This is a genomic window from Novosphingobium sp. PhB57 (assembly GCF_004342985.1).
In the GTDB taxonomy this organism is placed as follows: Bacteria; Pseudomonadota; Alphaproteobacteria; order Sphingomonadales; family Sphingomonadaceae; genus Novosphingobium.
On sequence record NZ_SMBO01000001.1, the window covers coordinates 561173 to 586962 of the forward strand.

25 protein-coding genes are annotated in these 25790 nt (G+C 65.3%); 15 read left to right on the forward strand and 10 right to left on the reverse strand.

Annotated features, from left to right (window positions below):
- Positions 1-38 precede the first annotated feature (38 nt).
- The 6 genes from EDF58_RS02435 (at position 39) to EDF58_RS02460 (ending at position 4504) form a co-directional block, all read left to right on the forward strand.
- The gene (locus tag EDF58_RS02435; protein ID WP_132262356.1) at positions 39-593 is read left to right on the forward strand and encodes a TspO/MBR family protein; all 555 of its coding nucleotides are present in this window, start codon (positions 39-41) and stop codon (positions 591-593) included.
- Between the two features lie 61 nt (positions 594-654).
- Positions 655-903: an accessory factor UbiK family protein gene (locus tag EDF58_RS02440; RefSeq protein ID WP_132262358.1), complete on the forward strand. Its 249-nt coding sequence runs from the start codon at positions 655-657 to the stop codon at positions 901-903.
- 131 nt (positions 904-1034) lie between these two features.
- Positions 1035-1640 carry a recombination protein O N-terminal domain-containing protein gene (locus tag EDF58_RS02445; protein ID WP_132262360.1) on the forward strand — a complete coding sequence of 202 codons (606 nt, stop codon included), beginning with the start codon at positions 1035-1037 and terminating at the stop codon, positions 1638-1640.
- A 19-nt stretch (positions 1641-1659) separates the two neighbouring features.
- A complete protein-coding gene (leuB, locus tag EDF58_RS02450) occupies positions 1660-2703 on the forward strand; it encodes a 3-isopropylmalate dehydrogenase (protein ID WP_132264056.1) in 1044 nt (347 codons plus the stop codon).
- A gap of 59 nt (positions 2704-2762) precedes the next feature.
- Positions 2763-3938, forward strand: coding sequence for a glycosyltransferase family 2 protein (locus tag EDF58_RS02455; RefSeq protein WP_132262362.1), 1176 nt, complete (start codon positions 2763-2765; stop codon positions 3936-3938).
- Positions 3939-4126: 188 nt separating this feature from the next.
- Entirely contained in the window at positions 4127-4504 is a 378-nt protein-coding gene (locus EDF58_RS02460; RefSeq protein ID WP_132262364.1) for a hypothetical protein, read from the forward strand.
- Positions 4505-4525: 21 nt separating this feature from the next.
- Here EDF58_RS02460 and EDF58_RS02465 read toward each other — a convergent pair whose 3' ends face one another.
- Positions 4526-5758: a phospholipid carrier-dependent glycosyltransferase gene (locus EDF58_RS02465; RefSeq protein WP_243654047.1), complete on the reverse strand. Its 1233-nt coding sequence runs from the start codon at positions 5756-5758 to the stop codon at positions 4526-4528.
- A gap of 183 nt (positions 5759-5941) precedes the next feature.
- Between EDF58_RS02465 and EDF58_RS02470 the strand changes: the two genes are divergently transcribed.
- The 4 genes from EDF58_RS02470 to EDF58_RS02485 all read left to right on the forward strand — a co-directional run bounded on the left by EDF58_RS02470 (position 5942) and on the right by EDF58_RS02485 (position 9529).
- Positions 5942-7150, forward strand: a complete 1209-nt coding sequence (locus tag EDF58_RS02470; RefSeq protein ID WP_132262368.1) for an aminotransferase class I/II-fold pyridoxal phosphate-dependent enzyme — start codon at positions 5942-5944, stop codon at positions 7148-7150.
- Between the two features lie 136 nt (positions 7151-7286).
- Positions 7287-7685 carry a Co2+/Mg2+ efflux protein ApaG gene (apaG, locus tag EDF58_RS02475; RefSeq protein WP_132262370.1) on the forward strand — a complete coding sequence of 133 codons (399 nt, stop codon included), beginning with the start codon at positions 7287-7289 and terminating at the stop codon, positions 7683-7685.
- Between the two features lie 93 nt (positions 7686-7778).
- Complete coding sequence (locus EDF58_RS02480) at positions 7779-8666, forward strand: LysR family transcriptional regulator (protein ID WP_132262372.1); 888 nt, start codon at positions 7779-7781, stop codon at positions 8664-8666.
- A 98-nt stretch (positions 8667-8764) separates the two neighbouring features.
- Positions 8765-9529, forward strand: coding sequence for a carbonic anhydrase (locus tag EDF58_RS02485; protein ID WP_132262374.1), 765 nt, complete (start codon positions 8765-8767; stop codon positions 9527-9529).
- A 48-nt stretch (positions 9530-9577) separates the two neighbouring features.
- Here the strand turns inward: EDF58_RS02485 and EDF58_RS02490 are convergent, their stop codons facing one another.
- Both EDF58_RS02490 and htpX read right to left on the reverse strand, forming a co-directional pair.
- Entirely contained in the window at positions 9578-10993 is a 1416-nt protein-coding gene (locus tag EDF58_RS02490; protein ID WP_243654048.1) for an aromatic ring-hydroxylating dioxygenase subunit alpha, read from the reverse strand.
- 130 nt (positions 10994-11123) lie between these two features.
- A complete protein-coding gene (gene htpX, locus EDF58_RS02495) occupies positions 11124-11999 on the reverse strand; it encodes a zinc metalloprotease HtpX (protein ID WP_132262377.1) in 876 nt (291 codons plus the stop codon).
- A gap of 182 nt (positions 12000-12181) precedes the next feature.
- On the opposite strand from htpX, the gene EDF58_RS02500 reads away from it, so the two are divergent.
- Both EDF58_RS02500 and EDF58_RS02505 read left to right on the forward strand, forming a co-directional pair.
- The gene (locus tag EDF58_RS02500; RefSeq protein WP_132262379.1) at positions 12182-13162 is read left to right on the forward strand and encodes a nitronate monooxygenase family protein; all 981 of its coding nucleotides are present in this window, start codon (positions 12182-12184) and stop codon (positions 13160-13162) included.
- Positions 13163-13192: 30 nt separating this feature from the next.
- The gene (locus EDF58_RS02505) at positions 13193-13975 is read left to right on the forward strand and encodes an enoyl-CoA hydratase-related protein (protein ID WP_132262380.1); all 783 of its coding nucleotides are present in this window, start codon (positions 13193-13195) and stop codon (positions 13973-13975) included.
- Positions 13976-14073: 98 nt separating this feature from the next.
- Here the strand turns inward: EDF58_RS02505 and EDF58_RS02510 are convergent, their stop codons facing one another.
- Positions 14074-15324: a CaiB/BaiF CoA-transferase family protein gene (locus EDF58_RS02510; RefSeq protein WP_132262382.1), complete on the reverse strand. Its 1251-nt coding sequence runs from the start codon at positions 15322-15324 to the stop codon at positions 14074-14076.
- Between the two features lie 155 nt (positions 15325-15479).
- Here EDF58_RS02510 and EDF58_RS02515 point away from each other — a divergent pair, with 155 nt between their 5' ends.
- Entirely contained in the window at positions 15480-16262 is a 783-nt protein-coding gene (locus tag EDF58_RS02515; RefSeq protein WP_132262384.1) for an SDR family oxidoreductase, read from the forward strand.
- Between the two features lie 37 nt (positions 16263-16299).
- Here the strand turns inward: EDF58_RS02515 and EDF58_RS02520 are convergent, their stop codons facing one another.
- Both EDF58_RS02520 and EDF58_RS02525 read right to left on the reverse strand, forming a co-directional pair.
- The gene (locus EDF58_RS02520) at positions 16300-17256 is read right to left on the reverse strand and encodes a diguanylate cyclase (protein ID WP_243654049.1); all 957 of its coding nucleotides are present in this window, start codon (positions 17254-17256) and stop codon (positions 16300-16302) included.
- A 123-nt stretch (positions 17257-17379) separates the two neighbouring features.
- Complete coding sequence (locus EDF58_RS02525) at positions 17380-18390, reverse strand: LacI family DNA-binding transcriptional regulator (RefSeq protein WP_132262385.1); 1011 nt, start codon at positions 18388-18390, stop codon at positions 17380-17382.
- Positions 18391-18557: 167 nt separating this feature from the next.
- On the opposite strand from EDF58_RS02525, the gene EDF58_RS02530 reads away from it, so the two are divergent.
- Entirely contained in the window at positions 18558-19748 is a 1191-nt protein-coding gene (locus tag EDF58_RS02530; protein WP_132262387.1) for an acyltransferase, read from the forward strand.
- A gap of 48 nt (positions 19749-19796) precedes the next feature.
- Here EDF58_RS02530 and EDF58_RS02535 read toward each other — a convergent pair whose 3' ends face one another.
- Positions 19797-20966 (reverse strand): thiolase family protein, encoded by a 1170-nt coding sequence (locus EDF58_RS02535; RefSeq protein ID WP_207912802.1) that lies wholly within the window; start codon positions 20964-20966, stop codon positions 19797-19799.
- Positions 20966-21370, reverse strand: a complete 405-nt coding sequence (locus tag EDF58_RS02540) for an OB-fold domain-containing protein (protein WP_132262389.1) — start codon at positions 21368-21370, stop codon at positions 20966-20968. Before EDF58_RS02540 ends, EDF58_RS02535 begins: the two co-directional genes overlap by 1 nt.
- 298 nt (positions 21371-21668) lie before the next feature.
- Here EDF58_RS02540 and EDF58_RS02545 point away from each other — a divergent pair, with 298 nt between their 5' ends.
- Complete coding sequence (locus EDF58_RS02545; RefSeq protein ID WP_243654117.1) at positions 21669-23918, forward strand: TonB-dependent receptor; 2250 nt, start codon at positions 21669-21671, stop codon at positions 23916-23918.
- Positions 23919-24002: 84 nt separating this feature from the next.
- Here EDF58_RS02545 and EDF58_RS02550 read toward each other — a convergent pair whose 3' ends face one another.
- Positions 24003-24923, reverse strand: coding sequence for a TIGR03619 family F420-dependent LLM class oxidoreductase (locus tag EDF58_RS02550; RefSeq protein WP_132262392.1), 921 nt, complete (start codon positions 24921-24923; stop codon positions 24003-24005).
- A 52-nt stretch (positions 24924-24975) separates the two neighbouring features.
- Entirely contained in the window at positions 24976-25782 is an 807-nt protein-coding gene (locus EDF58_RS02555; protein WP_132262394.1) for an alpha/beta hydrolase, read from the reverse strand.
- Between the last annotated feature and the right edge of the window lie 8 nt (positions 25783-25790).

A 25790-nucleotide genomic window follows, 5' to 3' on the forward strand; every position in this document is an offset into this window, starting at 1 on the left:
TCTTCGTGGTTTATCCTGATTCGGGAGTTGTTAAGGGAATGAACCTGATTGCCTCGTCCGGCCAGTTGCGCGCCAGCCTGCTGCGCTGGGCGCTCGTGCTCGTTCCTCTGGTCGTGCTGCTGGGCTTCGTTTCCGGCCGCGTGGCGCAGAGCGGGCCGGGCAATCCCTGGTTCGACGCCCTGGTGAAGCCCGGCATCTACCCGCCCCCGATCACGTTCCCGGTCGTCTGGACCGTGCTCTACGTGCTGATGGGCTTGGCCCTTGCGATGATCTGCGCGGCGCGCGGGGCGCATGGGCGGGGACTGGCGGTGGTCGCCTTCGCCGTGCAGTTCGCGCTCAATCTCGCCTGGAGCCCCGTTTTCTTCGGCGCGCACCGAATGACGACCGGCCTGATCGTGATCGGCCTGCTCGACCTGGCCGTCCTGGTGACGATCGTCCTTTTCGCGCGAATCCGGCCCGTCGCGGCGCTGCTGCTCGTGCCTTACCTCGCCTGGATCTGCTTCGCGACTTATCTCAACTACGCCTTCCTCCAGGCCAATCCCGCGCTCGACGGTGCGGAAGGGCCACGCGCAGTCGAGCGTTTCGAGATCTGAACGGTCCGGAAATTCGCCGGAAGCTCTTGCGCGCTTCCGCGCAAAATACCAAATAGGCGCCATGCAAAGCGAAAACCCCTTCGTCGCCGATTTCGTCAAGATGATGAACAGTGCTGCCGGCACGCTCGCAGGCGTCGGCCGCGAAGCCCGCGACAGCGCGCGCGAGCGCTTCAAGGAACTCATGGGCGACATTGACTATGTCACGCGTGAGGAGTTCGAGGCCGTGAAGGAACTCGCCGCCACCGCGCGCGGCGAAGTGGAAACGCTCAAGGCGCGCATCGACGCGCTCGAAGGCAAGTCGGGCCAGTAAAAGGCCTGGGTGACGCCATTCTGGAAACGGGCCTGGAAACAGGCATGAAGCGCGGGGGAATTTCCTCCGCGTTTTGCATGGGGCGTGCGGCGCTTGTGGTGTCCGCACCGCGCTGCCGCTAGCGGCGAGCCATGCAGCTTCGCGCACCCGCCATCGTCTGCGCTGCCCGCCCTCACGGCGAGACGGCGGTCATCGCCCGGATGCTGACGTCCGAGGCCGGGATCGTCGCTGCCTATGTGGCAGGCGGCCGGGGGCGCGAGCTGCGGCCGGTGCTGATCCCCGGCAATGCCGTGGAAGCGGATCTGCGCGCGAAAAGCGATAGCCAGCTTCCCTTCGCCCGCATCGAACTCGTCACCAGCCGAGGGCCCTGGCTCAGCGAGCCGCTTCCCGCCGCCGCGATCTCCTGGGTGACGGCGCTGACCGCCATGGCGCTGCCGGAGCGCCAACCCTACCCCGCGCTCTACGATGCGCTCTGCGCGCTTCTGGAGGCGATCTGCGTGGCGCCCTCGGCCAGGGGCTGGGCGCTGCCGCTGCTTTCCTACGAGGTTCTGCTGCTGCGCGAACTCGGTTACGGCGTACCTGTCGCCCGTCCCCAGGACGACGACTGGGGCGCGATACTCACCACTTTCGACCGCCTCGGCCGTGAGCTTTCGCGCTATCCGCTTGCCGATCGGCGTGGAGACGCTATGGGGGCGCGCGTCCTGCTGCGTGAGCGGCTGGCACGGATTCATGGCTGAGAAGCAAGCGGAGAACGACATGCGCATCGCAGTATTTGCAGGAGACGGGATCGGTCCCGAGGTCACCGAGCAGGCAGTGCGCGTCCTCGAAAAGCTTGAACTTCCGGGTCTTGAGCTTGTCGAAGGCGATGTCGGCGGCGCGGCCTACTACAAGCATGGCCACCCGCTTCCTGCCGAAACGCTGGAGATCGCGCGTTCGGCCAAGGCGATCCTGTTCGGTGCCGTGGGCGATTTCTCCTGCGACCATCTCGAACGCCATCTCCGCCCGGAGCAGGCCATCCTCGGCCTGCGCAAGGAACTCGGCCTCTTCGCGAACTTGCGCCCGGCGCAGGTTTTCGCAGGCCTTGAGGACCTGACCACGCTGCGTCCCGAAGTCGCCAGCAAGATCGACCTGCTGATCGTGCGCGAACTCAACGGCGACGTCTATTTCGGCGAAAAGGGCCTGCGCACGCTGGAAGACGGCCGCCGCCAGGGCTGGGACATGATGTCCTATGCCGAGGACGAAGTGCGCCGCATCGCGCATGTCGGCTTCAAGGCGGCGATGGGCCGCGGCAAGAAGCTCTGCTCGGTCGACAAGGCCAATGTGCTCGAAACCTCGCAGCTCTGGCGCGACGTGGTGATCGAGGTGGCCAAGGAATATCCCGAGGTCGAACTCACCCACATGTACGTCGACAATGCGGCGATGCAGCTGGTGAAGAACCCGGGCCAGTTCGACGTGATCGTCACCGGCAATCTCTTCGGCGACATCCTTTCCGACCAGGCCTCGATGTGCGTGGGCTCGATCGGCCTGCTGGCTTCGGCCAGCCTTGCCGAGGGCACGTACGGCCTCTATGAGCCGATCCACGGTTCGGCGCCGGACATCGCGGGCAAGGGCCTTGCGAATCCGATGGCGACGATCCTTTCGGCGGCGATGCTGCTGCGTCACTCCTTCGGTCTCGAAGCCGAAGCTGCGCGGATCGAGGCTGCCGTCGCCAGGACTCTGGCCGATGGCATCAAGGGCGGCGATCTGGGCGGTACGGCCGGCACGCGAGAAATCGGTGACGCGGTCGTCGAACGGCTGTAAGATCGCCTACCGTTCGGACCAAAAAGGTTTATTCAGGATTACCACCTATTACGGGGCGCATGAACATAACTCGTTCTGATCTCGCAGAGGCGCTCGACGTCGCAGCCAAGCCGCTTGAGCTGGCGATCGTCCTGCCTACCTATAACGAGCGCAAGAACATCGCGACGATGATCGAGCGACTCGATGCCGCGCTGAAGGGCGTGGTGTGGGAGGCCGTCTTCGTTGACGACAACAGCCCGGATGGCACCTCGGACGAGGCGCGCCGCCTGTCGCTGGAGGATCCGCGCGTGCGCTGCATCCAGCGCATCGGCCGCCGCGGCCTTGCCAGCGCGGCGATCGAGGGCATGTGCTCCACCGCCGCGCCGGTGGTTGCCGTGATGGATGCCGACCATCAGCACGATCCTGCGCTGCTGCCGGGCATGCTCAAGGCGGTGACCTCGGGCGAGTACGACCTGGCCTATGCCTCGCGCTTCGCGGAAGGGGCCAGCACCGAAGCCTGGGGCCGTCCCGACCGTGTGAAGGCCTCGGGCCTTGCCAACCGGATCGCCAACAAGGTGACCGGGGTGGAACTGACCGATCCGATGAGCGGGTTCTTCATGCTTCGCACCGAGACCTTGCGCGCCGATGCGCATCGTCTCTCGGGCGTGGGCTTCAAGATCCTTCTCGACATTCTCGCAACTGTCGACCGTCCGCTTCGCGTGAAGGAGTTCCCGCTCCATTTCGCGGCGCGTGCGGAAGGCGAAAGCAAGCTGGACCAGACCGTCGTGTTCGAATTCCTCGTAGGCCTTTACGACAAGTGGCTGGGGCGCATCATCCCCACCCGTTTCGCCCTGTTCGGAACCGTTGGCGCCCTGGGCGTGGTGGTGCAGTTCAGCGCGCTGTGGATCATGCTCCACCTCGTGTTCGCCGAGCGCTTCGTCTACGGCAACTGGTCGGAAAGCGCGACGTTCAACATCGCGAACTCGATCGCGGCGATCGTGGCCATGACGTTCAACTTCGTGCTGAACAACGAACTGACGTACTCGGACAAGCGCCTGCGCGGGTTCGGCCCGCTGATGCGTGGCTGGGCGCAGTTCGCCGTCGCTTGCTCGTTGGGCCTGCTGACCAACGTCGGTTCGGCGGCCGTGCTCAGGACCATTGGCATTCATGACGTGGTGGCGGTCGTCACCGGCATCGTGCTGGCCGCGGTCTGGAACTTCGCGCTGTCCTCGAAGTTCGTCTGGGGCAAGTACTAAGCCAGCTGCGATAACTGGCCCGCCGCCCTGACGGCGGCGGCGAACAGACAAAAGCGCGCGCCGGGGTTCCGGCGCGCGTTTTTCGTTTGCCCTACGTCGGTCGTCATAGGGCGTTCGCCGGATTCACTTTGTGTTCACTCGTGCAATCATGTCCAGCACCGGGGCCGAGCCGGCTTGAGGGACAATGCATGATCTTTCGCGTTTCGATAGACGCCCGCGACCCCTGCCGGGTCGCCGCGGTGCTGGCCGAACTTGTCGGCGGCCGGTCGGTGCGCGGCGGCGCGGGTTGGCGCGTGGAGGCATCGCAGGCGGCGCCGCAGATGCTTGTGGTGCCTTGCGAGGATCCCTGCACGGATGCGGGCCACTGCAGCGTGACCCTGGCGACATCGCTCGACATCGCGGGAGTCTATGCCATCGCCGGGCGCGAAGGCTGGCCGGCCCGCTACCGGCGGCGTGCGGGCGGCCTGGACGTGATCGAGCTGATGCTGGAAGGCGCACGCGCGATCGAGGTCGTCACGCCCGACATGCAGGCGGATCACTTGGGCAAACTGGCCGCGTCTGGCTAGGGGCGGGCGCCCGGCATTCCGTCAACGCCAGTTCGGAAACCACATCCAGACGTTGTAGAATTCCTTGGTCGGCAGCGGGGCGCCAGAGATGATGGGGTAGAAGCCCACGAACATAGCTGCCGAGATCGCCATGGTCGCAGTGGCCAGGTGGCGCCAGCGGTCGCGCCGGTTCCACAGGGCGTCCAGGGCGAAGGCCAGGATGCCCATGAGGAAGGCTCCGGGCAGCAGATAGTGGTAGTAGAACTGGATCGGCTTGCCGTTGACCACCCAGATGCCCAGCGTGCCCGCATAGAGCAGCACCAGCGTCAGGACGTCCCGGCGCCCACGGAACAGCGAGACCCAGGCGCCCCATACGAGCGCGAAGAGTCCGGAGATCATCGAGAAGGGATTGCCCAGCATCACGATGCCGTGCTGGTGGCCGTCGATGTTCTCGAACTGGTACCAGATCGGCCGCCAGTCGACCATCCACTGGTACCAGAGGCTGCGGTAGGGGTGCAGCTTCTTCACGCTGTCTTGCAGCGCGATCATGTGGCGGTGCTGCTCTATGAAGCCCCAGGGCGAGAGCGGACGGCTGCTATAGAACATCGCCGGAAGGTACGTCGCCCAATAGACCGTCAGGGGCAGCAGCCCGAGCCAGAACGCGGCTTCCGCCAGCGAGATGCCCGGGATGGGTCCCGCGCCCTTGCGGCCGACGAATTTCCAGCCGCTCTCCCGCACGCGCAGCGCCAGGAACCACAGCCCGGGCACCATCAGCGCCGGAGCGCTGCTCCACTTGGCCCCGAGCGAAAGCCCAAGCGCAACGCCCGCCGCTGCCAGTCGTCCCCGCGCCGCGCCGCTCGTCGGTGCATGAAGGGCGGCCGCGAACTGCCAGAGGGCGATCATGCACAGCGAGGCCTCGACCATGTCGAGCATGGAGATGCGGCTCTGGACGAACCACATGAAATTGGTGGCCAGCAGCACGGTCGCGGTGATCGTGGCCCGGCGGCGTCCGGACAAGTGCCAGACGAAGCGCGCGAAGGCGAACAGGCCGAACACGCCGAACAGCAGCGGGCCGATGCGCCAGGCGATCGGCCGGTCGCCGATGATCGAGATGAAGCCGGCGATCACTTCCTTGGCGAACATGGGATGCTCGCCATTGGCCGGGATCAGTTCCAGCAGCTTGAGCGCAGCCGGGACGTAGTGGATCTCGTCGAAGTAATAGCGGTTCGGTTCCGCAAGCCGGAACAGGGCGAGGGCCAGGAACAGGCCCGTCACGATCAGGCTCCAGCCGATCGGATCTCTCTCATTGCGCGAAGCGTTCGGCATCGGACCGGCGGAATAAGGGCGAAGTAAGGGGACTGCAAGGCTGACTGAAACTTGCTCCACCGAAGCCGCGGCGCGCCTAAGGTTGCACTGGCCGCTTGCGCTGGCCCTTTGGCGATCCTAGAGGCTTGGCCCATGAAACGCACTACCGGACAGGACCGCTCGAAGACCCGCAACTGGCGCCCGGCCACCCGCGCGATTCGCGGAGGCACCTGGCGCTCGGAAATGGGGGAGACCAGCGAAGCGCTGTTCCTCACTTCCGGCTACAGCTACGACGATGCCGCTACCGTGGCCGCCCGCTTCATGGGCGAAGACGACGGCATGACGTATTCGCGGCTCCAGAACCCGACGGTGCAGATGCTGGAAGAGCGCATCGCTCTGCTGGAGGGGGCGGAAGCCTGCCGTACCCAGGCCTCGGGCATGGCGGCCATGACCACGGCGCTGCTCTGTCAGCTTTCGGCCGGCGACCACATGGTGTCCGCCCGCGCCGCCTTCGGTTCGTGCCGCTGGCTGGGCGATAGCCTGCTGCCGCGCTTCGGTATCGAGGTGACGGTGATCGACGCCACCGACACGGCGGCCTGGGAAGCGGCGATTCGGCCCAATACCAAGGTGTTCTTCTTCGAATCGCCTGCGAACCCGACGATGGATATCGCCGACATCGAAGGCATCTGCGCCATCGCCAAGGCACACGGGATCACCACCGTGGTCGACAACGCCTTCTGCTCGCCGGTCCTGCAGCGGCCGATGGAGTTCGGCGTCGACGTGGTGGCCTATTCGGCGACCAAGCTGATGGACGGGCAGGGGCGCGTCCTGGCCGGCGCCGTCTGCGGCACCGAAGAATTCATCAACGACAAGCTCCTGCCGTTCCAGCGCAACACCGGGCCGAACCTTTCGCCCTTCAACGCCTGGGTCGTGCTGAAGGGCCTGGAGACGCTGGACCTGCGCGCCAAGAAGCAGAGCGAGAACGCCCTCAAGGTCGGCCAGTTCGTCGCCGGGCGCGTGCCGAAGATCCTGCATCCCTGGCTCGACAGCCACCCGCAGCAGGCTCTTGCGCAGAAGCAGATGGATGCCTGCGGGCCGATCTTCAGCTTCGTCCTCGATGGCGGCCGCGAACAGGCGCATACCCTGCTGGACGCGCTCGAACTGATCGACATTTCCAACAATATCGGCGACTCGCGCTCGCTGATGTGTCACCCGGCCTCGACCACGCACCACGGCGTCGGTCCCGAAGGACGCGAGGCCATGGGCGTCACCGAAGGCATGCTGCGCATCAATATCGGGCTGGAGGATGCCGACGACCTGATCGAGGATCTCGACCAGGCGCTGACCAAGGCCGGTCTCTGATTTGTCGTAAAGCGCCGCTGCCCGCCGGGGCGGCGCTTCATCTGGCTGTCCGCCATGTCATCAGCCGAATGCCTCGCGCAAGGTTCGCGCTGCGCAGTTGTCGTTCCGTCAAATCATCGTTAGGCTGGCGGATGTTATGAAGGAATTCTTCCAACATACGGCGATGACCGATGGGGTGACCGTGCGGGTCGCCGTCAACTTCCTGCCCGAGCAGTCGCGCATCGAGGCGGGTAAGTGGTTCTGGGTCTATCACATTCGCATCGAGAACGATTCGGATGAGACGCTCCAGCTCATGACCCGGCACTGGCGCATCACGGACGGTCATGGCGATGTCAGCATGGTCGATGGCGAAGGCGTGGTGGGCGAACAGCCCGTCATCGCGCCGGGCCGCAGCCACGATTACGTCTCCGGTTGTCCTCTGCCAACGCCGCAGGGCTCGATGGAAGGCAACTACACCTTCCTGCGCGACGACGGCACCGAGATAGAGGCGGCGATCCCCTTTTTCCCGCTGGCCGCGCCCGCCACGGCGCGCTGACGGAACGGGCTTTCGGCGGGGCGATGCGCAGCGTCGAAGGCGTTGCGGCAGTTCTTCATTGCCCGTGCGAAAACCAGCGCATAGGGAACTCCCATGAAGCGCACGCACCTGCCCCTCAATGCCCTGCGCGTCTTCGATGCAGCGGCACGCCACCTTTCGTTCACCCGCGCCGCCGACGAGCTGGCCGTGACGCCGGCCGCGGTCGGCCAGCAGATCCGCGCACTCGAAGACCTGCTGGGCGTGGTGCTGTTTCGCCGCACCAGCAAGGGACTGGAACTGACCGACGAAGCCGGCGCAGGGCTTGCCGCGCTGCGCACCGGGTTCCTTCATTTCGAGGATGCCGTGCAGGCCATGCAGGCGGGCCAGTCTAGCCACGTCTATACCATCGCCGCACCGCGCGAATTCTTCGCCGCCTGGCTGGCCCCGCGCCTTGCCGCGTTCCGGGCCGATAATCCGCAGGTCCGCTATGTCATCGTCGACGGCGAACTGACCGATTTCACCGAAGCCAATCTCGACCTGGCGGTGCGCTGGACCGATGGGCCGGGCGAGCTGGAAGGCGCGGCACTGGGCGCGGCGGAATGGGTCGAAGTGGGCCAGGGCGACTGGATCGGCTGGCCGGGCGACCCTGCGCCGGGCACCGAGGACGATCAGGACAATGAGGAGGCCAAGCCGCCGATCGCGGTGAGCGATGCGGGCCAGGCGATTGCCGCCGCGCGATCTGGCCTCGGCCGGGCGCGCGTTCCCGGCTTGCTCGCGCGCGGTCTCATCAGCGAGAACGACCGGGACGTGATCCAGACGACGACCCCGTGCCGCAGGGGCTACTGGTTGGTGGCACCATTGCCGCAGTGGCGTCAGAAGAAGGTCAAGGCCCTGGTCGGTGCCCTGACTGAGCAGGCGCTCACGGGGCAGGCGCTCACGGGTCAGACACCTGCCGATCAGAGCCTGGATCAGGTCCCGGCCGGTCACACTTCGGCAGACTGAGCAGGCGGAAACCGAACGAACCGAATTCGTTCGATTTCAACAAGCACCGCGGCGGGGCGGCCATGTTAGGTTCCAGTCGGATCACACTGGAGACCGCGATGTCCTCTAGCCTTCCTGTGTCTGACGCCGAAGCCGCCTGCTGCAAGACCTCGCGCCGGGAGATGCTGGGAGCCCTGGCCGCTGCCAGCGCAGCCGGTACCCTGAGCCTGGCCGCCGCGCCGCCGGCCATGGCCGCCGCACCTGGGGGAGGCGGCGAGCAAGTCACGCCGGACCAGGCTTTCAAGGAAATCATGGACGGCAATGCCCGCTTCATCGCGGGAGCGCCCACGGCCCACACCAGGGATCTGGCCATCATCAAGGCCCGGGCGGCGGAAGGGCAGTGGCCGATCGTTGGCGTCTTGTCCTGTGCCGATTCGCGCGTGCCAGTGGAAATGGTATTCGACGAGCCGATTGGCCGCCTGTTCGTCACCCGCATCGCCGGCAACATCACCACGCCGGAAATCATCGCCAGCCTCGAATACGGCGTGGCGGTGCTCGGCATCAAGGCCGTGGTGGTCATGGGCCATTCGAACTGCGGGGCGGTGAAAGCTGCCATGGAGAACCCCGAGGTTCCCGGCCAGATCAGCGCGTTGTTCCCGGCGATCCTGCCCGCGCTCTACGTCAGCCAAAGCCAGGATCCCGCCGTCGTCACCCGTCAGAACGCCGTGATCCAGGCTGCAACCCTGATCAATTCCTCGCCCGTGATCGAGGCGAAAGTCCAGTCCGGCGAACTGAAGGTGGTGCCCGCCCTTTACGATGTCGCCACGGGCAAAGTGGAAGTCCTGCCTATTCCTTCGGGCCTTCGCACCAAGACGGCAAAGTGACGTCCGAAAGCCCGCCGTGCCGGATGGTCCGGCACGGCGGGTCCTGGATCAGAACCCGAGGTCTTCGATCGGGCCGTCGAAATTGCCGCCCAGCTTGTGGATGGCCTTGGCGAGCTGCTCCTGCGGCACGCCCTTGAGGTAACCGTCGATGATCCGTTCGTAGTTGCTGATCAGCCCTTCGACTTCGTGCGACAGGCGCATGAACTCGAAGCCGCTGGCATGAAGCCCCTTCTGCTGGATCGGGATGTTCGAATAGTCCTGCCGCGGGATCGGTGGGAAATCGGGGCTGTTATAAGGCAGCACCGTGGGCTCCATCACCGTTTCCATGTCGTCGTCCTCGGAGACATATGTCAGCGACCATATCTCGAAGAAGCAGCTTTCCGGCCCCGTCGGGCGGATCCGATAAGCGGACATCGAGGTGAAGTAAGGCAGCAGGAAGTAGTGGGGGAAGAGGAACTCCACCGCTTTCACCGGATGGGTCTGCGCCACCGTGCAAAGGTCGGGCACCGGCTCTCCACGGGCCTGCAACTGCGCGGAAATCTGGTGCATGACGATGCCAAGCCAGTGGAACATCGCCATGTTCTGGTCTTCCGGCAGGCCTTCCTCGATGCCGATGAGACCGCGCGCAATTTCCACTTCCTTTTCGTGGACCATCCCCGCCATGCCTTCGCTGAGCAGAGCCATGGACTTGACCTGAAGTTCCTGGTTCTCGCGATAGGACAAGTGCGGTTCGGCCATGATCGGCACCGGGCCGCGCGGGCTGCGGTACATCGAATCGTACATCATCGGCGCCGCATGCTGGAGCTGCGGATGCGTCTGCATCACATGGTAGCCTTCCATGAAGGCTTCCATCGCCACCTTCCAGTTCGCCGGCAGCTCCGCTCCGTAGCACCATTCCGCGCGCATCTTGTCCAGGCCGCGGGCTTCCAGATTGGGTGCCAGGGGGCCGAAAGAGTCGCGCACGGAAGGCGCGTCGTCGTCATGGTTGATCCAGACGCAGCCGATGAAAGTCTCCGCACGGCAGGGGACCAGGTTGATGTCGTCCTCCTGAAGCTGCCGCTCCGAGAACATGTGCTTGCCGTAGACCTGTGTGGATTCGCCATCCATGTTCCAGCGCCAGCCGTGGAACGGGCAGACGAAGCCCGACTTCTTGCAATTGCCGTGCGCATGGCCGGTGCCGCCGGCAAAGGGCACGCCGCGGTGGCGGCAGGCGTTGTGGAAGGCTTTCACGCCGCTGGCGGTCCGCACGATGACGACGGATTTGCCGACGTTCTCGTACTCGATCCAGTCGCCGATTTCGGGGATCTGCTCTTCCCGGCAGGCCATCTGCCAGACATGCGGCCAGAGGTGGTCCAGCTCGGCCTGGTAGAATTCGGCATCGTAGTAGCGCTTGACCGGAATCCGTTCCGGATCCTCGATCGGATAGGGGACGGACCGCAGTCCGCCGTCGACAGATTTCAGCACTCCGACACCTCTCGGCTTGTTCTTCATTCGTGTTGAACGAATGTACAACCGTCGGCGGGGCAGGCAATGGCGCGCTCTATCGTGGGCGCGCTATTTGAACGGCGCGGGCAGGCGGCCCCGCGTCGGTCGCTTACCTTCGGGCCGGGTCGAGCGCGGATGCCGCGCGGCGGGGCGGCGCGCTTTCCATGGCCATCAGCGCCGCGATGCGCTTTTCGGTGGCGGGATGGGTAGAGAACAGGTCCGAAACCGAAGTGGGCACGATGTAGAGCTGCGCCGCAGCCGGATTGCGCTCCGAAGCCACGCTGGGAACCGCCTGCGCCGGCCCCGCGATCTTGGCGAGGGCGGATGCGAGCGCGCGCGGGTTGCCGCTGATCTCGGCGCCGGCCTTGTCCGCGCCGAATTCGCGGGTGCGGCTGATCGCCATCTGCACGATCATCGCGGCGAAGGGGGCCATGAACACGGCCGCGATGGCGGCAATGGGATTAGGTCGGTTTTCGCCCCCGCCAAGATGGCCCCCAAAGAACAGGCCGAAGTTGGCGATCATCGAGATGGCGCCGGCAATGGTCGCCACCATCGTCATGATCAGGGTGTCGCGGTTCCTGACATGGCCCAGCTCATGCGCCATGACTGCCGCCACTTCCTCGCGGTCCAGCATGTTCAGAAGGCCGGTCGTCGCCGCGACGGCGGCGTGCTCCGGGTCGCGGCCGGTGGCGAAGGCATTGGGGTTGGAACTTTCGACCAGGTAGACGCGCGGCATGGGAAGGCGCGCGCGGCGGGCGAGTTCGGCCACGAGGGTGTAGAATTCCGGCGCGCTGCGCTCGTCCACCTCTCGGGCATTGTGCATGCGCAGGACGATGCTGTCGGCGTTCCAGAACGTGAACAGGTTCATCCCCGCCGCGACGACCAGCGCGATCATCGCACCGCCGCTGCCGCCGAAGATATAGCCCAGCCCCATGAACAGCGCCGTGAGCGCCGCCAGCAGCATGGCCGTCTTGAAACCGTTCACTTGTCCAAACTCCTTGAAATGTCTGCCTTTGGAATCTGGGTATCACGCGGCGGCTTTCAATATCCGGAACGGCCTTTGCATCGCCCGCGCGAATTGCGGGGCGGGCCGCGCGTTCGGTGTCCTCAAGCGCGTCGATCCCCCCTAGGACCACTGCAAGGGAAGTTTCTGGGAGTTTGCAAGCAATGGCGTTCAAGACCCGCGTCACCGAGATGCTCGGCATCGAACATCCGATCGTGCAAGGCGGCATGCAGGGCGTGGGCCTGGCCGAGCTGGCCAGCGCCGTGTCCAACGCCGGCGGCCTGGGCACGCTCACCGCGCTGACCCAGCCCAGCCCCAAGGCGCTGCGGGAAGAGATCGAGCGCTGTCGCTCGATGACCGACAAGCCGTTCGCCGTGAACATCACGGTGTTTCCGACCCTGCTCCCGCCCGATTACAAGGCCTATGCGCAGGCCGCGATCGACGGCGGGGTCAAGATCGTCGAGACGGCCGGCACTCAGCAGGTGCGCGAGATCTGGGAAATGGTGAAGCCGCACGGCATCACCGTGCTCCACAAGTGCACGGCCGTGCGCCATGCCCTGTCCGCCGAGCGGCACGGCTGCGACATCATCTCGATCGACGGTTTCGAATGCGCCGGCCATCCCGGAGAGGACGACATTCCGGGGCTGATCCTGATTCCTTCGGCGGCCGACAAAGTGAAGATCCCGATGCTGGCCAGCGGCGGCTTTGGTGACGGGCGCGGGCTGGTTGCCGCTCTGGCGCTGGGGGCCGAGGGCATCAACATGGGCACGCGCTTCTGCGCGACACAGGAAGCGCCGATCCATGACAACGTGAAGGCCAAATATATCGAGAACGACGAGCGGGGGACGAACCTGATCTTCCGCAAGTTCAAGAACACGGCCCGCGTCGGCAAGAATGGCGTTTCCGACGAGGTGGTCGATATCTCCGCCCGCCCCGAATCGACCTTCGACGACATCAAGCATCTGGTGGCAGGGGCCGTGGGCCGGGAACTGCTCCAGTCCGGCGATCTCACCAAGGGCATCTTCTGGGCGGGAATGGTGCAGGGGCTCATCCACGACCTGCCGACGTGCAAGGACCTGATCGATAGGATCGTTGCCGAAGCCGAGGAAATCGTGAATGCCCGCCTCGGAAAGATGCTGGCCTGAGCCGGCGCGACGCACGGAGCGATGCCTGACATGACTTACGAGAAAATCCTCTACAGCCTGGAAAACGGCGTGGCGCGGATATCGATGAACGATCCCGCCACGCGCAATGCCGGATCGGCGCAAATGGGCGAGGAGCTTTTCGATGCCGTTTCGCGTGCGGCGTTCGAGGCGCGGGCTGTGCTGCTGACGGGCGAAGGCAAGGCCTTCTGCTCGGGCGCGAACCTGGGCGATGCGCAAGGTATGCTGGATAACCCGCGCCGCGACGTGGGTACTTTGCTGGACCGGCACTTCAACCCCGTCATCATCGCCATGCGCGACATGGAGCAACCGGTCGTCACCGCCGTGCGCGGCGCGGCGGCGGGCGTTGGCGCGGGGCTGGCGATGGCGGGCGACCTCATCCTCTGCGGAACGAGCGGGTTCTTTCTCCAGGCATTCCGTCATGTCGGGCTGGTGCCGGACGGGGGATCGTCCTGGTTGCTGGCCCGCGCGGTCGGCCGGGTGCGCGCCATGGAGATGATGCTGCTGGGAGAGCGGCTCCCTGCGGAGAAGGCGCTGGAATGGGGCCTCGTCAACCGCGTGGTGCCGGACGAAGACCTCGATGAAGCCGCCATGGCGCTGGCCGGGGAACTGGCGCGCGGGCCCTGGTCACTGCGACGGATCAAGCAGGTGGCCTGGGCCGCAACCGATTGCACGCTGGAGCAGGCACTCACCAACGAGCGCCTCGGCCAGCGCGATGCCTCGCGCACCGCAGACTTCGTGGAAGGGGTGACGGCGTTTTCCGAAAAGCGCCAACCGTCTTTCCAGGGGCGCTAGCAGTCTCGAAGGCCGCCGGACCCTGAGGTGGAACCGGCGGCTGAAAGGCGGTGGGGAATCGACAAAGGCGGCCAGGGAAAGGCAGCCCGTGCGGCAGGTCAGATGATCCCGCTGGTCTCCAACTCGGCTATTCGCTGTTCGCTATAGCCCAGTTCAGCGAGCACTTCGGCATTGTGCTCGCCCAGCATCGGCGGGGCGAGGCGGATTGTCGCCGGGCTGGCGGACATCATCGCCAGCGGACTGGCGATAAGGTCCACCGTGCCGCTTTCGGCATGGGCGTGCGGCGTCGTGGCACGCAGGTTCCGGTGCTTGACCTGCTCGTCCTCCCAGACATCGGCCAGCTCGTTGTAGCGGGCCGCCGGGATGCCGACTCCGTCGAGCATGTCCTGCATTTCGGTGACGGTGAAAGCCTTGGCCCAGGTGTTGATGATGTCCATCAGTTCCGCCCGGTTGGTCTTGCCGCGCTTGAGATTGCTGTCGAAGCGCGGATCGGTGAACAGTTCGGGCCGCTCCATCAGCACGGTCAGGCGGCGGTAGTGCTCGTCGGTGCCGGCGGTGAGGTAGATGATGCCGTCCGCGCAGCGCATCAGGTCTGCCGGGCCGCCGCCATTGCCGCCATTGCCCAGGCGGGGCGGAGCCTGCCCGCTGATCAGGTAGTCCTGCATGATGTGGCTGACCATCGCGACCGAACTGTCGAGCAGGGCGATGTCGATGAATTGCCCCTCTCCGGTGCGATTGCGATATTGCAGCGCGCCGAGGATGGCGAGGGCGGTATTGTGCCCGGTCACGAAGTCGACAAGGCTGGGCCCGGTCTTGAGCGGTCCGCTGCCGGGCTGGCCTTCGGGAATGCCGGTGACGGCCATCATGCCGCCGGTTGCCTGGAACAAGCCGTCATATCCCGGCCGCGCGGCCATGGGTCCGGTCTGGCCGAAGCCGGTGACGGAGCAGTAGATCAGGCCGGGGTTGATCTCTCGCAAGGTCTCGTAATCGAGGCCGAAGCGCTTGAGATCGCCGACTTTATAGTTTTCGATCAGCACGTCGGCGGTCTTGACCAACTCGCGCAGGATCGCCTGGCCTTCCGCTTTGGAATGGTTGAGCGTGATCGAGCGCTTGTTGCGGTTGGACACGGTGAAGAAGCTGGAGTGGCGCGTCTCGATCCCGTCCTTGCCGGGCACCCACGAGAAACCGTAGCCCCGGCCATCGTCACCGACGCCCGGGCGCTCGATCTTGATGACGTCGGCGCCAAGGTCGCCCAGGATCTGGGCGCCGATGGGGGCGGCAAAGACGCGGCTCATGTCGATGACGCGGATGCCGGCCAGGGCTGCTTTATCGTTCTGGTTCGTGCTCATGATGGCGCTGACGCTAGACCCTGCCCCGGAACCGGCCAAGACGAGCAGCCCCGCTTATCGCAGCGACGATCAAGCATCGTCATCGCCCGGCCGGGCTTATCCGGCCCGCCGAAAACGCCTAGCCGAAAGCGGAAGACGATGGACGGGAGCATGCGATGAAGACGGCGATCATCACCGGGGCAGGCAGTGGCATCGGGCTGGAGACCGCGAAAATTCTCCACCGCGAGGGCTTTGCCGTGGTCGGCGTCGGGCGAAGCAGGGACAAGCTGGCGACCTTGGAGGCGGAGATCGGCAATCCCGATCACGTCCTGGCGATCAGCGCCGATCTGACCGATCCCGCTGCGCCGAAAGCCGTCGTTGCTGCCGCGCTGGAGCGGTTCGGGCGGATCGATGCCCTGGTCAACAACGCGGGCGTGGGCAGTCCCAAGCCGCTCGACGAGACTGACGACGAAGCGCTCGACGGTTTCCTCGATATCATGCTGGTCGCCCCGTTCCGGCTCTGCCGCGATGTCATGCCGCACCTTTCCGAAGGGGCCAGCGTGGTCAATGTCACCAGTACGTTCGCCCATATCGGCGGAAGGCGCGGGGGCGCCTATTCCGCGGCGAAGGGCGGCCTGAAGTCGCTCACCGAACACATGGCCTGCGAATATGGGCCGCGCGGCATCCGCTCCAACTGCGTGGCGCCGGGCGTGACGATGACCGACATGGTCCGCCACCGTTTCGAGGACGAGACGTTCAAGCGCAGCAATGTGGAGACCACGCCTTATCCGCGGCTCGCCCAGCCCGAGGATATCGCTTCGGTGATCGCGTTTCTCTGCCTGCCGGGGAGCGAGATGATCAACGGCCAGTCGATCGTCGTCGATGGCGGCTGGACGGCGACGAAATATCTCTCGCCGCGCGTCACCCGCACGACATGGGTGGAACCGGACGGACAATAGCGCAGGTGGCGCCGCTCGGCCTTTCGTGCGGGGGCGGTCAGGTTCCGGCTGTGCAGAGCTGGTTGCCGCCGCGCCGTTTCGCCGCATAGAGCGCGGCATCGGCCTGGTGGAACAGCGCCTCCGGATCGACCACGCCTGCGAGGGTGGGCGCGGCCATTCCCGCACTCGCGCCGAGCGGCAGGGAATGGCCCTGCCAGACCACCGGCGACATCAGCGCAGGCAATCGGTGGCGCACGGAGCGTTCCAGCGCGGCGGACGAACTGCTGCGGTCGAGGATCATGGCGAACTCGTCGCCGCCGATCCGGGCGATCAGGCGCGCTTCGGGGAATGTGCGGCGAAGGCGGCGCGCAAAGTCGCTCAGGCAGGCGTCGCCGGCTGCATGGCCCCAGGCGTCGTTGACCGTCTTGAAGCCGTTGAGGTCGAACAGCACAAGCGCGCCGATCTCGCAAAGACCTTCGCCTCCCGCAGGCCGATCGAGAAATTCGGAGTGAAAGCAGGCGCGGTTGGAAAGGCCGGTGAGGGCATCGTTCTCGGCCAGATGGCGCAGGCGTTCCCAGCGCAGGCGCTCTTCGGTTATGTCCTGCTTCATGCCGTAGAGGGTGGTCGCCCGGCCGCGTTCGACGCGCGTGGCAGCGGTTATTCGCATCCAGCGGACTTCGCCGTCACCGCGCAGGATCTGGGCGTCCATGGTGAAGCCCGAACCTTCCTCGATCGCCTTGGCGCGAAGCTGCGCGAGCAAGGCACGCGATTCCTCGGTGTAGAAATCCAGAGTCTCGCGCCGGTCCATCGGCCGGTCGGCCGGCGCGCCGAAGATGTTGAACACCCCTTCGGTCCAGGTCAGGGCCTGCGTCGAGAGGTCGCAGGACCAGGCGCCCATTTCGGTGAGCGCGGCGGCCTGGGCATAGAGCTGTGCCTCCTGGCTCGCGACGGGCGTGGAGGGCCGGGTCTGCGGCTGGACAGGGTCCAACAGGGATGAAACGATCGCGTGCTTCAAGAGAACCGATCCTCGGCGGAAGGCATGTCCCGGACGGGAGCCCGTAACCCGTTTAATCCCTTAGTGTAAAAGCATTGCTAACCATCCCGAGCGGCTCGGCGCCTCCCGTGAGGCGGGACGGAGTCAGACGAGCGGACGGACAAGGGTGAGAGCATGCTCTGCATCGACGCCGCGAACCGATTCGCGCACGACCAGATCGGCCGCGAAAGTATGGCGATCCGTGTCATTGCCGGTCAGCCTGCTTACGGCCTCCCGCGCGATTTCGTCCCAGGGAATGCGCATCGAGGTGAGGGCAGGTGCGGTTCTGGCCGCGATGGGCATGTCCTCGAAGCCGGCGACGGAAAGGTCCTGCGGCACTGCCAGACCGGCTTGCACCGCGGCCTGAAGGACGCCGGCAGCCATTTCGTCAGTGGCGGCGATGATCGCGCTGGGCCGGGGGCTGACGTCGAACAGGAGGTGCGCCGCGGCGCGGCCGGATTCGCACGAGCCGTCTCCCGCCACCACCAGCAGGGGTCCGGTCAGGCGGCGATCCGCGATAGCCTCGAGAAAACCCTGTTCGCGCAGGCGCCCGGATAGCGAGTTGTCGCTGTTCGAAACGAGACCGATCCGGCGGTGTCCTTCGGCCGAGAGCCAGTGGACGAGCTGCGCCATGGCGGTGCGATCGTCGCAGGCAAGACCGGGATGGCCGAGGCGCGCGCAGCCTGCCCCTGCATCGGCACATGCGCGGGCAAGATCCTCCCGAGCCGAGAGCGGAGGAAGGAAGATGGCGCCCTGAGGGCGGCGGCGTTCAAGAAAGGCCTTCAGGCCCGCGAGCGGCTGTTCGCGCAGGAGCCAGGGCGCCATGACCGGGTCATCGTCGCCCAGAACCTCCAGTATCGCCGTTTCCACGATAGCGGCGAGGGCGGGGTCGCTGCCGTCGTGGAACAGCGCGAGCGTGGCCATGGCAGGGTCGGCGGCGTGACCGGGTAGCGGAAACAGGCGGTGGTCGAAGCCCAGCTCCTTCATCGCGGCCAGGATGCGCGCGCGGGTAGCAGGGCCTACGGATGCGCTGCCATTGACGAGGCGGCTGACGGTTTTTCGGGATACGCCGGCAAGGCGGGCGACATCGTCCATGGTAAGGCGCGGCGGCGGCATTTCAACATCATGTCGCCCCGCGCATGCGCTTCCAAGCACAGTCCGATCCGATCCGGAGATGTGCCTGCGACGACCTGTTACAACCGTGTCATTGCAGAAAAGGCGCGAAATCCCTAAGTGAGCCGTGCTTCCGCAGCTGGCGGAACCGCCCACCCCACCGGAGAAAGATGAAGCTCGCCCCGTCGCAACGCCACTATGGAATGGATTGGCTGCGCATCGGCGCGTTCGTTCTGCTGATCTTCTACCATGTCGGTTTTTCGTTCACGCCGTGGGGTTACCAGACGCCCACGCGCGGTGTGGTGAGCTGGGCGGAAATTCCGCTGCTCGGCCTCAGCGCCTGGCGCCTGGCGCTGCTCTTTGCCATTTCCGGCTATGCCAGCGCCGCGCTTCTCAAGAAAGACGGCGACAATCGGGCCTTCCTCAAGAGCCGCATCCTGCGCCTTGGAATCCCTCTGCTTTTCGGCCTGACCGTGGTGGTGCCGCCGCAGCCCTACATGGGGCTGGTCAATAGCGGGTACGACCATGGATATGGTTACTTCCTGCTTTACGATGCCTTCCGGTTCCATAAAGTGGGATACGAAATTCTACCGGCCACGATGCACATGTGGTTCGTGATCTACCTGCTGGCTTACACGCTGGTGCTCTGCGCGGGACTGATGCTCCTGCCCGGAAGCTGGCGCGCGGCACTGCGCCGGGGTGCCGAGCGTCTGCTGTCGGGACCGGCCTTGCTGCCGCTGGGAATCGGACTGATCTTCGCGATCCGCATGCTTCCTTACGGCTGGACCGACATCCATAATTTCCTCCAGGACCGCGGCGCACACCTGCACTATTTCGGCATGTTCCTGTTTGGATTCCTGCTGCGCGGTTCGGACCCCATCCGCGAGGCCATTGCCCGGCAGTGGAAGCTCGCGCTTGCGCTCGGCATCGCCGGCTATGCCTGGGTGATCGGCGACACGCTGCTCTATCCCGGCAATGTGCCGACGCCCGCGGCCTGGCAGGAGCCGTTGTCCTTCGCCAAGTCCGTCCAGTGCTGGGGAACGGTGATCGCGCTCTTCGGTATCGCCGATCGCTTCTGGAACTTCGATAACCGCTGGCGTGCGACTTTGGTGGAGGCGGTCTTCCCGATCTACATCGCCCATCAGACCGTGATGGTTTTCGTCAGCTATGGCATTCGCGACATGGGCCTTGGCGCCCTGGCGGAATTCCTCACGCTCTGTGCGGCAGTGGCCGGGGGTTCCTGGCTGTTCTACCTGATCGGGCGCGAGATAGGGCCACTGCGTCCGCTGATCGGGCTCAAGCGGCAGCGCCGGCGGGGCACGGCCGAAGAGCAGAAGCCTGCGCTCGCTTCGGCAGGCTGACTCCCACCAGCAAACGGTTCCGACCTCTCGCGAGGCCGGAACCGCCAATCAGTCCCGCGTCAGCAGCAGCGCCGCAGCCATCGGACCGCCGCCGGAGGTGGCGACGGCCACTTTCGGGTCGCCGGCGATCTGTCTCTCGCCGCCTTTGCCGCGCAGCTGGGTCACGGCCTCATGCGCGAAACCGAAGCCATGCAGGCGTCCGGCGCCGAGCTGGCCGCCGAACGTGTTCAGCGGTAATTCCCCGTCGCGCGCGATCCGCGTCCCGCCCTCGATGAAGCGGCCGCCTTCGCCCTTTTCGCAGAAGCCCAGTCCTTCGAGCCAGGTGATCGGCAGGAAGGCGAAGCCGTCGTAGAACTGCACCGTGTCGACGTCGGCAGTGGTATAGTCCGTCCGCTTCCAGAGGTCGGCGCCGGTCTCGTAAGCGGCGAACTCCTCCACCTGATCCCAGGAATAGCGATCGACCGAGCCTGACATGGCGGCGATGCGGATCGGCTTGGCGGAGACTTCGTCCAGCGCGTCTTCGGCCGAAACGATCACCACGGTCGAGGCGTCCGAAAACCGGTCGCAATCGTAAAGGCAGAGCGGCGTGGTCACCATGCGCGCGGCCATGTACTTTTCGAGCGTCAGTTCTTCCTTGGTGATCGCGCGCGCGCGCGGGTTCGCCATGGCGTTTCTCGATCCGTTGATGGCGATCTGGCCGAGCTGTTCGCGCGTCAGGCCGTAACGGTGCATGTGCCGCGCCGCATATTGCGCCGTCCAGCAGGCGGCCGAAGTGGCCCAAAAGGGGCTGGTCCACTGGGAACTGCCGCTGACGGTGTCCTGCTTCGCGCCCGCCATGTATTGAGCCGGATCGGCCATGCCGCCCGCTTCGTAGACCGTGCGGAAACAGATAACATGGCGGCACAGACCCTGCTTCACCGCCATGGCCGCCACGCCGATGGCCGAGAGTTGGGCAGGCTGCTCCATCGCACCCATGTGCCATTTCGACTTGATGCCCAGAACCTCGATCAGGTCCTCGCTGGCGATCGGGGAAAAGGCGGTATAGCCGGCCATCTTGCCGGGATACGTGAAGACCCCGTCGATCTGGTCGAGCGTGAGGCCGGCATCGTCGAGCGCCTCGCGCACGGCGTCCACGGTCAGCAGCAGCGGATGGCGCGGCAGGCGCACCCCGACTTCGGATTGTCCGACGCCGGTAATATAGGCTTCCTTGCTGGGCATCAGTCCGCTTTCTCGAAGAGGGGATAGAAGACGCCGTCCTGTTCCTCGAAAACGACGCGGACACGGTCTTCGAAGTCCACGGCTTCCACTGGGCAGCCGACGATATTGGTGGTCAGATAGACCCCCGGCGCCCCGTCCAGCTTCACGCGGGCGATCACGTAGGGCACTTCCAGCCCCTTGGCCCAGGGCTGGTGATTGATCGTGAAACTGTCGATCGTGCCGGTGCCGAGCACGGCCTGCGGGGCAACGTTTTCCGACTGGCAATGGCGGCACAGCAGGCGCGGGGGATGGGTGAATTCTCCGCAGTCCCCGCAATGGACGATGTTGAGCCTGCCTTCGCCGCCGCCGGTCCAGAACGCGGTGTTTTCCTGATCCAGCCGGGGCCGGGGCCTGGGTAAATTCATGTCCGGAGCCTCTCCCTTTTAGGCGCCGAAATTCCGCGCCGCATGGGTCTGCGTCAAGCAGGGGAGGGGATTGATCGCGGGGGCGCGGGCGTTGCGCAAATGTCGCAAACCGTTGAAAATCCGATGTGGAAAAAGTTGATTTGGAGCGGATTTGCGTTGCCGCCAACATATCTCCCAAAAATCGGTAACAAGACTGTCATTGCGGACAAGTACTCGCCCGGCCGGTTTTTCAACCAATAGGGAATGCGACGTGTCCACGAAAGTCATCGCCAAAAAGGCTCTGCATCTGACCTGTGGTCTGGGTGCCATTTGTATTTCCGCCCATGCTTTCGCCCAGGACGCGGCGCCCCCCAGCGAAGGGCTTGGCGATATCGTCGTCACGGCGGAGCGACGCACCGAGAACCTCCAGCAGGTGCCGATCTCGGTGGGCGTTGTCGGCGGTGACCAGCTGCGCAGCTTCCAGGCGGCGGGCGACGATATTCTTGCGCTGTCGGGCCGCGTACCCGGCCTCTACGCGGAAACGACCACGGGCCGCATCTTCCCCCGTTTCTACATCCGCGGTCTCGGCAATATCGACTTCTATCTCGGCGCATCGCAGCCGGTGTCGATCATCCAGGACGATGTCGTGCTGGAGCACGTCGTGCTGAAGTCCAACCCGGTCTACGACATGGACCAGGTGGAAGTTCTGCGCGGTCCGCAAGGTTCGCTGTTCGGCCGCAACACGACGGCCGGCATCATCAAGATCGACACGATCAAGCCCACGACTGACCGCTGGACCGGCCGCGCCAGCGCCAGCTATGGCGAATACAACTCGGTGAACGTGGACGCCGGCGTTGGCGGACCTATCATCCAGGACGTCCTGGCCGTGCGCGTTTCCGGGCTCTACCAGCGCCGTGACGACTGGATCGACAACACCTACAGCGGCCCCAGCGCCGACGGTACCGTCTCGCCCAAGAAGGATGCAATGGGCGGCTTCGAGGAGCGCGACGCCCGCATCCAGTTGCTGCTGGCGCCCACCGGCTCGGGCTTCTCGATGCTGACGAGCTTCCATGCCCGCAAATACGAGGGCACGTCCACGATCTTCCACCGCGCCGCGTTTACCAAGGGTTCGAACGACGTAAGCCAGGAACCGCGCGACAAGATCGCCCTGGACGAGGCGCACGACAATCCGCAGGCCTACGATACCTATGGCGCCTCCAGCCGCATCGCCATGGACTTCGGCCCGGTCACGCTGACCTCCATCAGCGCCTGGGAATCGACGTCGGGCTATAGCCGCGGCGATACCGACGGCGGCGCGGCGGCGGACTATCCGGTGAACGGCGTGGCCAACGGCTATGGCCAGTCGCAGGGCAATGTGCGCGATCTCGACCAGCTGAGCCAGGAACTGCGCTTGTCCAGCAATGGCGACACCCGCTTCAAGTGGCAGGTGGGCGGCATGTGGTTCGACCAGCGCGACATCACCGAGTTCTATCAGCGCGCCTACTTCCTGACGCCGCCGGCCAACAACCCCAACAACTGGGTGCGCCTGCGCAACCAGAACACCAGCTGGGCCGTGTTCGGCCAGGCGAGCTACGAGCTGGCCGAGGGTCTGACGGTCACCGCCGGCGGGCGCTATACCAAGGACACCAAGAAGACGCGCCTGCTCAAGACCGCGGACACGGCGGCCGGCGCGGTGACTTACCGGGGGCGTCGCTACGTGCGTCTCTCGGGCGAGGAGCCGAGCTGGGATGTCAGCGTGAACTACCAGGTCAACCCGGACGTCAACGTCTACGCGCGCGTCGCGCGTGGTTTCCGCGGTCCGACCATCCAGGGCCGTTCGGCGGTGTTCAACTCGGACTTCACCACGGCGGATTCGGAAACGATCCTTTCGGGCGAGGCCGGCATCAAGACCAGCCTGCTGAACAACCGGGTGCGCTTCAATCTTTCGGGCTTTGCCTACCGGGTGAAGGACATCCAGCTGAACGGTAACGACAGCGACGGCAACGGCGTCCTGTTCAATGCCGACAAGGCCGAGGCCTACGGCATGGAAGCGGAACTGGAGGCACGTCCGATCCCCAACCTCTCGCTGACGGCCGGGCTCAGCCTGCTCCACACCGAGATCAAGGACAAGAACGTCTACGCCCAGGTCTGCGCGCTCAACGGCGTCGTCGTCTGCACGGTCGAGGACCCGACGATCACCAATGCGCGCGGCACTTTTGCGCAGATCGACGGCAATCCGCTGCCGAATGCGCCGAAGTACACCGCCAATGTCACCGCGCGCTATGACGTGCCGTTGGGCAATGGCGGCTCGCTGTTCGCGGCCACCGACTGGATGTGGCAGGGCTACACCAACTTTGTGCTCTACAAGACCAAGGAGTTCTACTCGAAGGGCGATTTCGAAGGCGGCCTCAAGATCGGTTACTCGGCCGCAGGCGGCCAGTACGAAATCGCGGCCTTCGCGCGTAACATCACCAATGAGAAGAACCTCAAGGGTGTGATCGAGAACTACATGGCCGCCGTGTTCAACGAACCCCGCGTGATCGGCGCTTCGTTCTCCGGCAAGTTCTGATCGGGACGTTCAGAGCGGTCCAATCGGATCCGGTAAACAGGTGGTGCGGTCGTCAGGCCGCACCACCTGAAGCCATCGGAACTCCTATCGCACCGCGGGCATGATCTCCTCGGCGATCCACTGGGTGTAGTCGCGGTAGGCTTCGATACCGGAGAGCGGAGGGATCGGAACCGAACTCCAGGTCACGCCCAGCCGGGAGAGTTCGCCCAGCCGCGCGATCAGCTCGTCCTTCGACTGGCCGGGCCGGGCGCGGGGATCGTCCAGGACCTTGTGACCCTCGCCCACGCGGGCGGTGGAAATACCGTAGAATACGTCTTCCAGGCAGCCGTTGTAGTCCGGCTGGGAGCGGATGAAATCCAGTCGCTCGGGGATCGTCTCCGGCCTGGTGAGGAAGGGCCACCAGCCCTGCGCATGGCGCGCGGTACGCCGCAATACGGCATCGGCATCGCCGCCGAACCACACCGGGATATGCGGTTTCTGCACCGGCTTGGGTTCGAAGGCCAGATCGCGGAAGGACACGTACTTGCCCTCGAATTCAGGGTTTTCCTGAGTCCAGAGGGTGATGATGGCCTGGATATATTCGTCCGCCATCGCGCCGCGCTCGTGGAACGGAATTCCGAGCAGCGCGAACTCCTCCTCCAGCCAGCCGACTGCAAAAGTAACCGTGACCCTCCCGGAGGAAAGCCAGTCCATGGTCGCGAGCGCCTTGGCCGTCACGATCGGGTGCTGGGCGGGCAGGATGGCGATGCAGGAATTGACCCTCAGCCGCTCGGTCGCGCCGGCGAAGTGGCTCATCGCAGTGAAGGCACTGAAATAGAAAGCGCCGGACAGGGCGACATGATCCCGCGGAATCGCGTGGTGCTCGGGCACGGCGATCATCTCGAACCCCAGTTTTTCCGCCCATTTGGCCAGCGCCGTCTGATCTGCGCCGGTCACGGCCGTCTCCCAGGGCTGCATCGTCGCCTTCAGTTCCAGCATATGCGGCATGGCGAAAGCGAGCTTCATGCGGGGTCTCCTGGTAATCGGACCATGGCGAATGGGGGAAGAGGGAAGGCGGCTAGCCTCTCCCGATGAAGCCTGCGATTTCACGGGCGATCTGCTGCGGCAATTCGAGATTGAGCAAATGGCCGGCGCCGGGATGCTCGATCCGGGTCACGTCCCTGCCGGCGGCTTCGATCAACTCGGCCATCAGGCGGAAATCCTCGATGTCCCGGCTGCCGGTCAGGAGGAGCGTGGGCAGGGCCAGCGCGGAAAGCCGGTCTACATCGGGCATTTCGGGTCTCTGGTCGTCCTGCACCCACTGGCGCCCGTGGAACGCGGCGATCCCCGCGCGCAGCCGCGCGGCGTTCGGGCCGTCGCGGGCCGTGTCGAACAGCGGATGCTGCAACCAGAGTTCGCGCGCCGCTGCCATCTCGCCCCCTCGCGCGGCGCGCCCGATGGCCTTCCAGCGTTCGATCCAGTCGGCGCTCCACGACCAGCCGACCATGAGCGGGCTCACCAGCACCAGTCGGCGCACCCGCTCGGGATGGTTCAGGGCAAAGTTGAGCACGGTGCCGCCGCCCAGCGACAGGCCGCACAGATCGGCCCGTTCCAGTTCGAGCGCATCGAGCACGGCAAGCAGATCGTCCGAGTGCGAAAAGGGCGCTCTGGCTTCGCCATGGGAGTCACCGAAACCGCGCTGGTCGTAGGCGATCAGCGGCAGGTCATCGGGGAGGGCGGCCGTGACGGGCTCCCAGTCGTGCCGGGAGCCGCCGAAGCCATGCACCAGGACGAGCGGCGTGCCCGTGCCGCTGCGTTGACCCCCTGCCAGGGTGGCCTGGCGAGGGATCGTCGTACCGATGTCGATGCTGAAGTCCTGTGTCATGACACGGA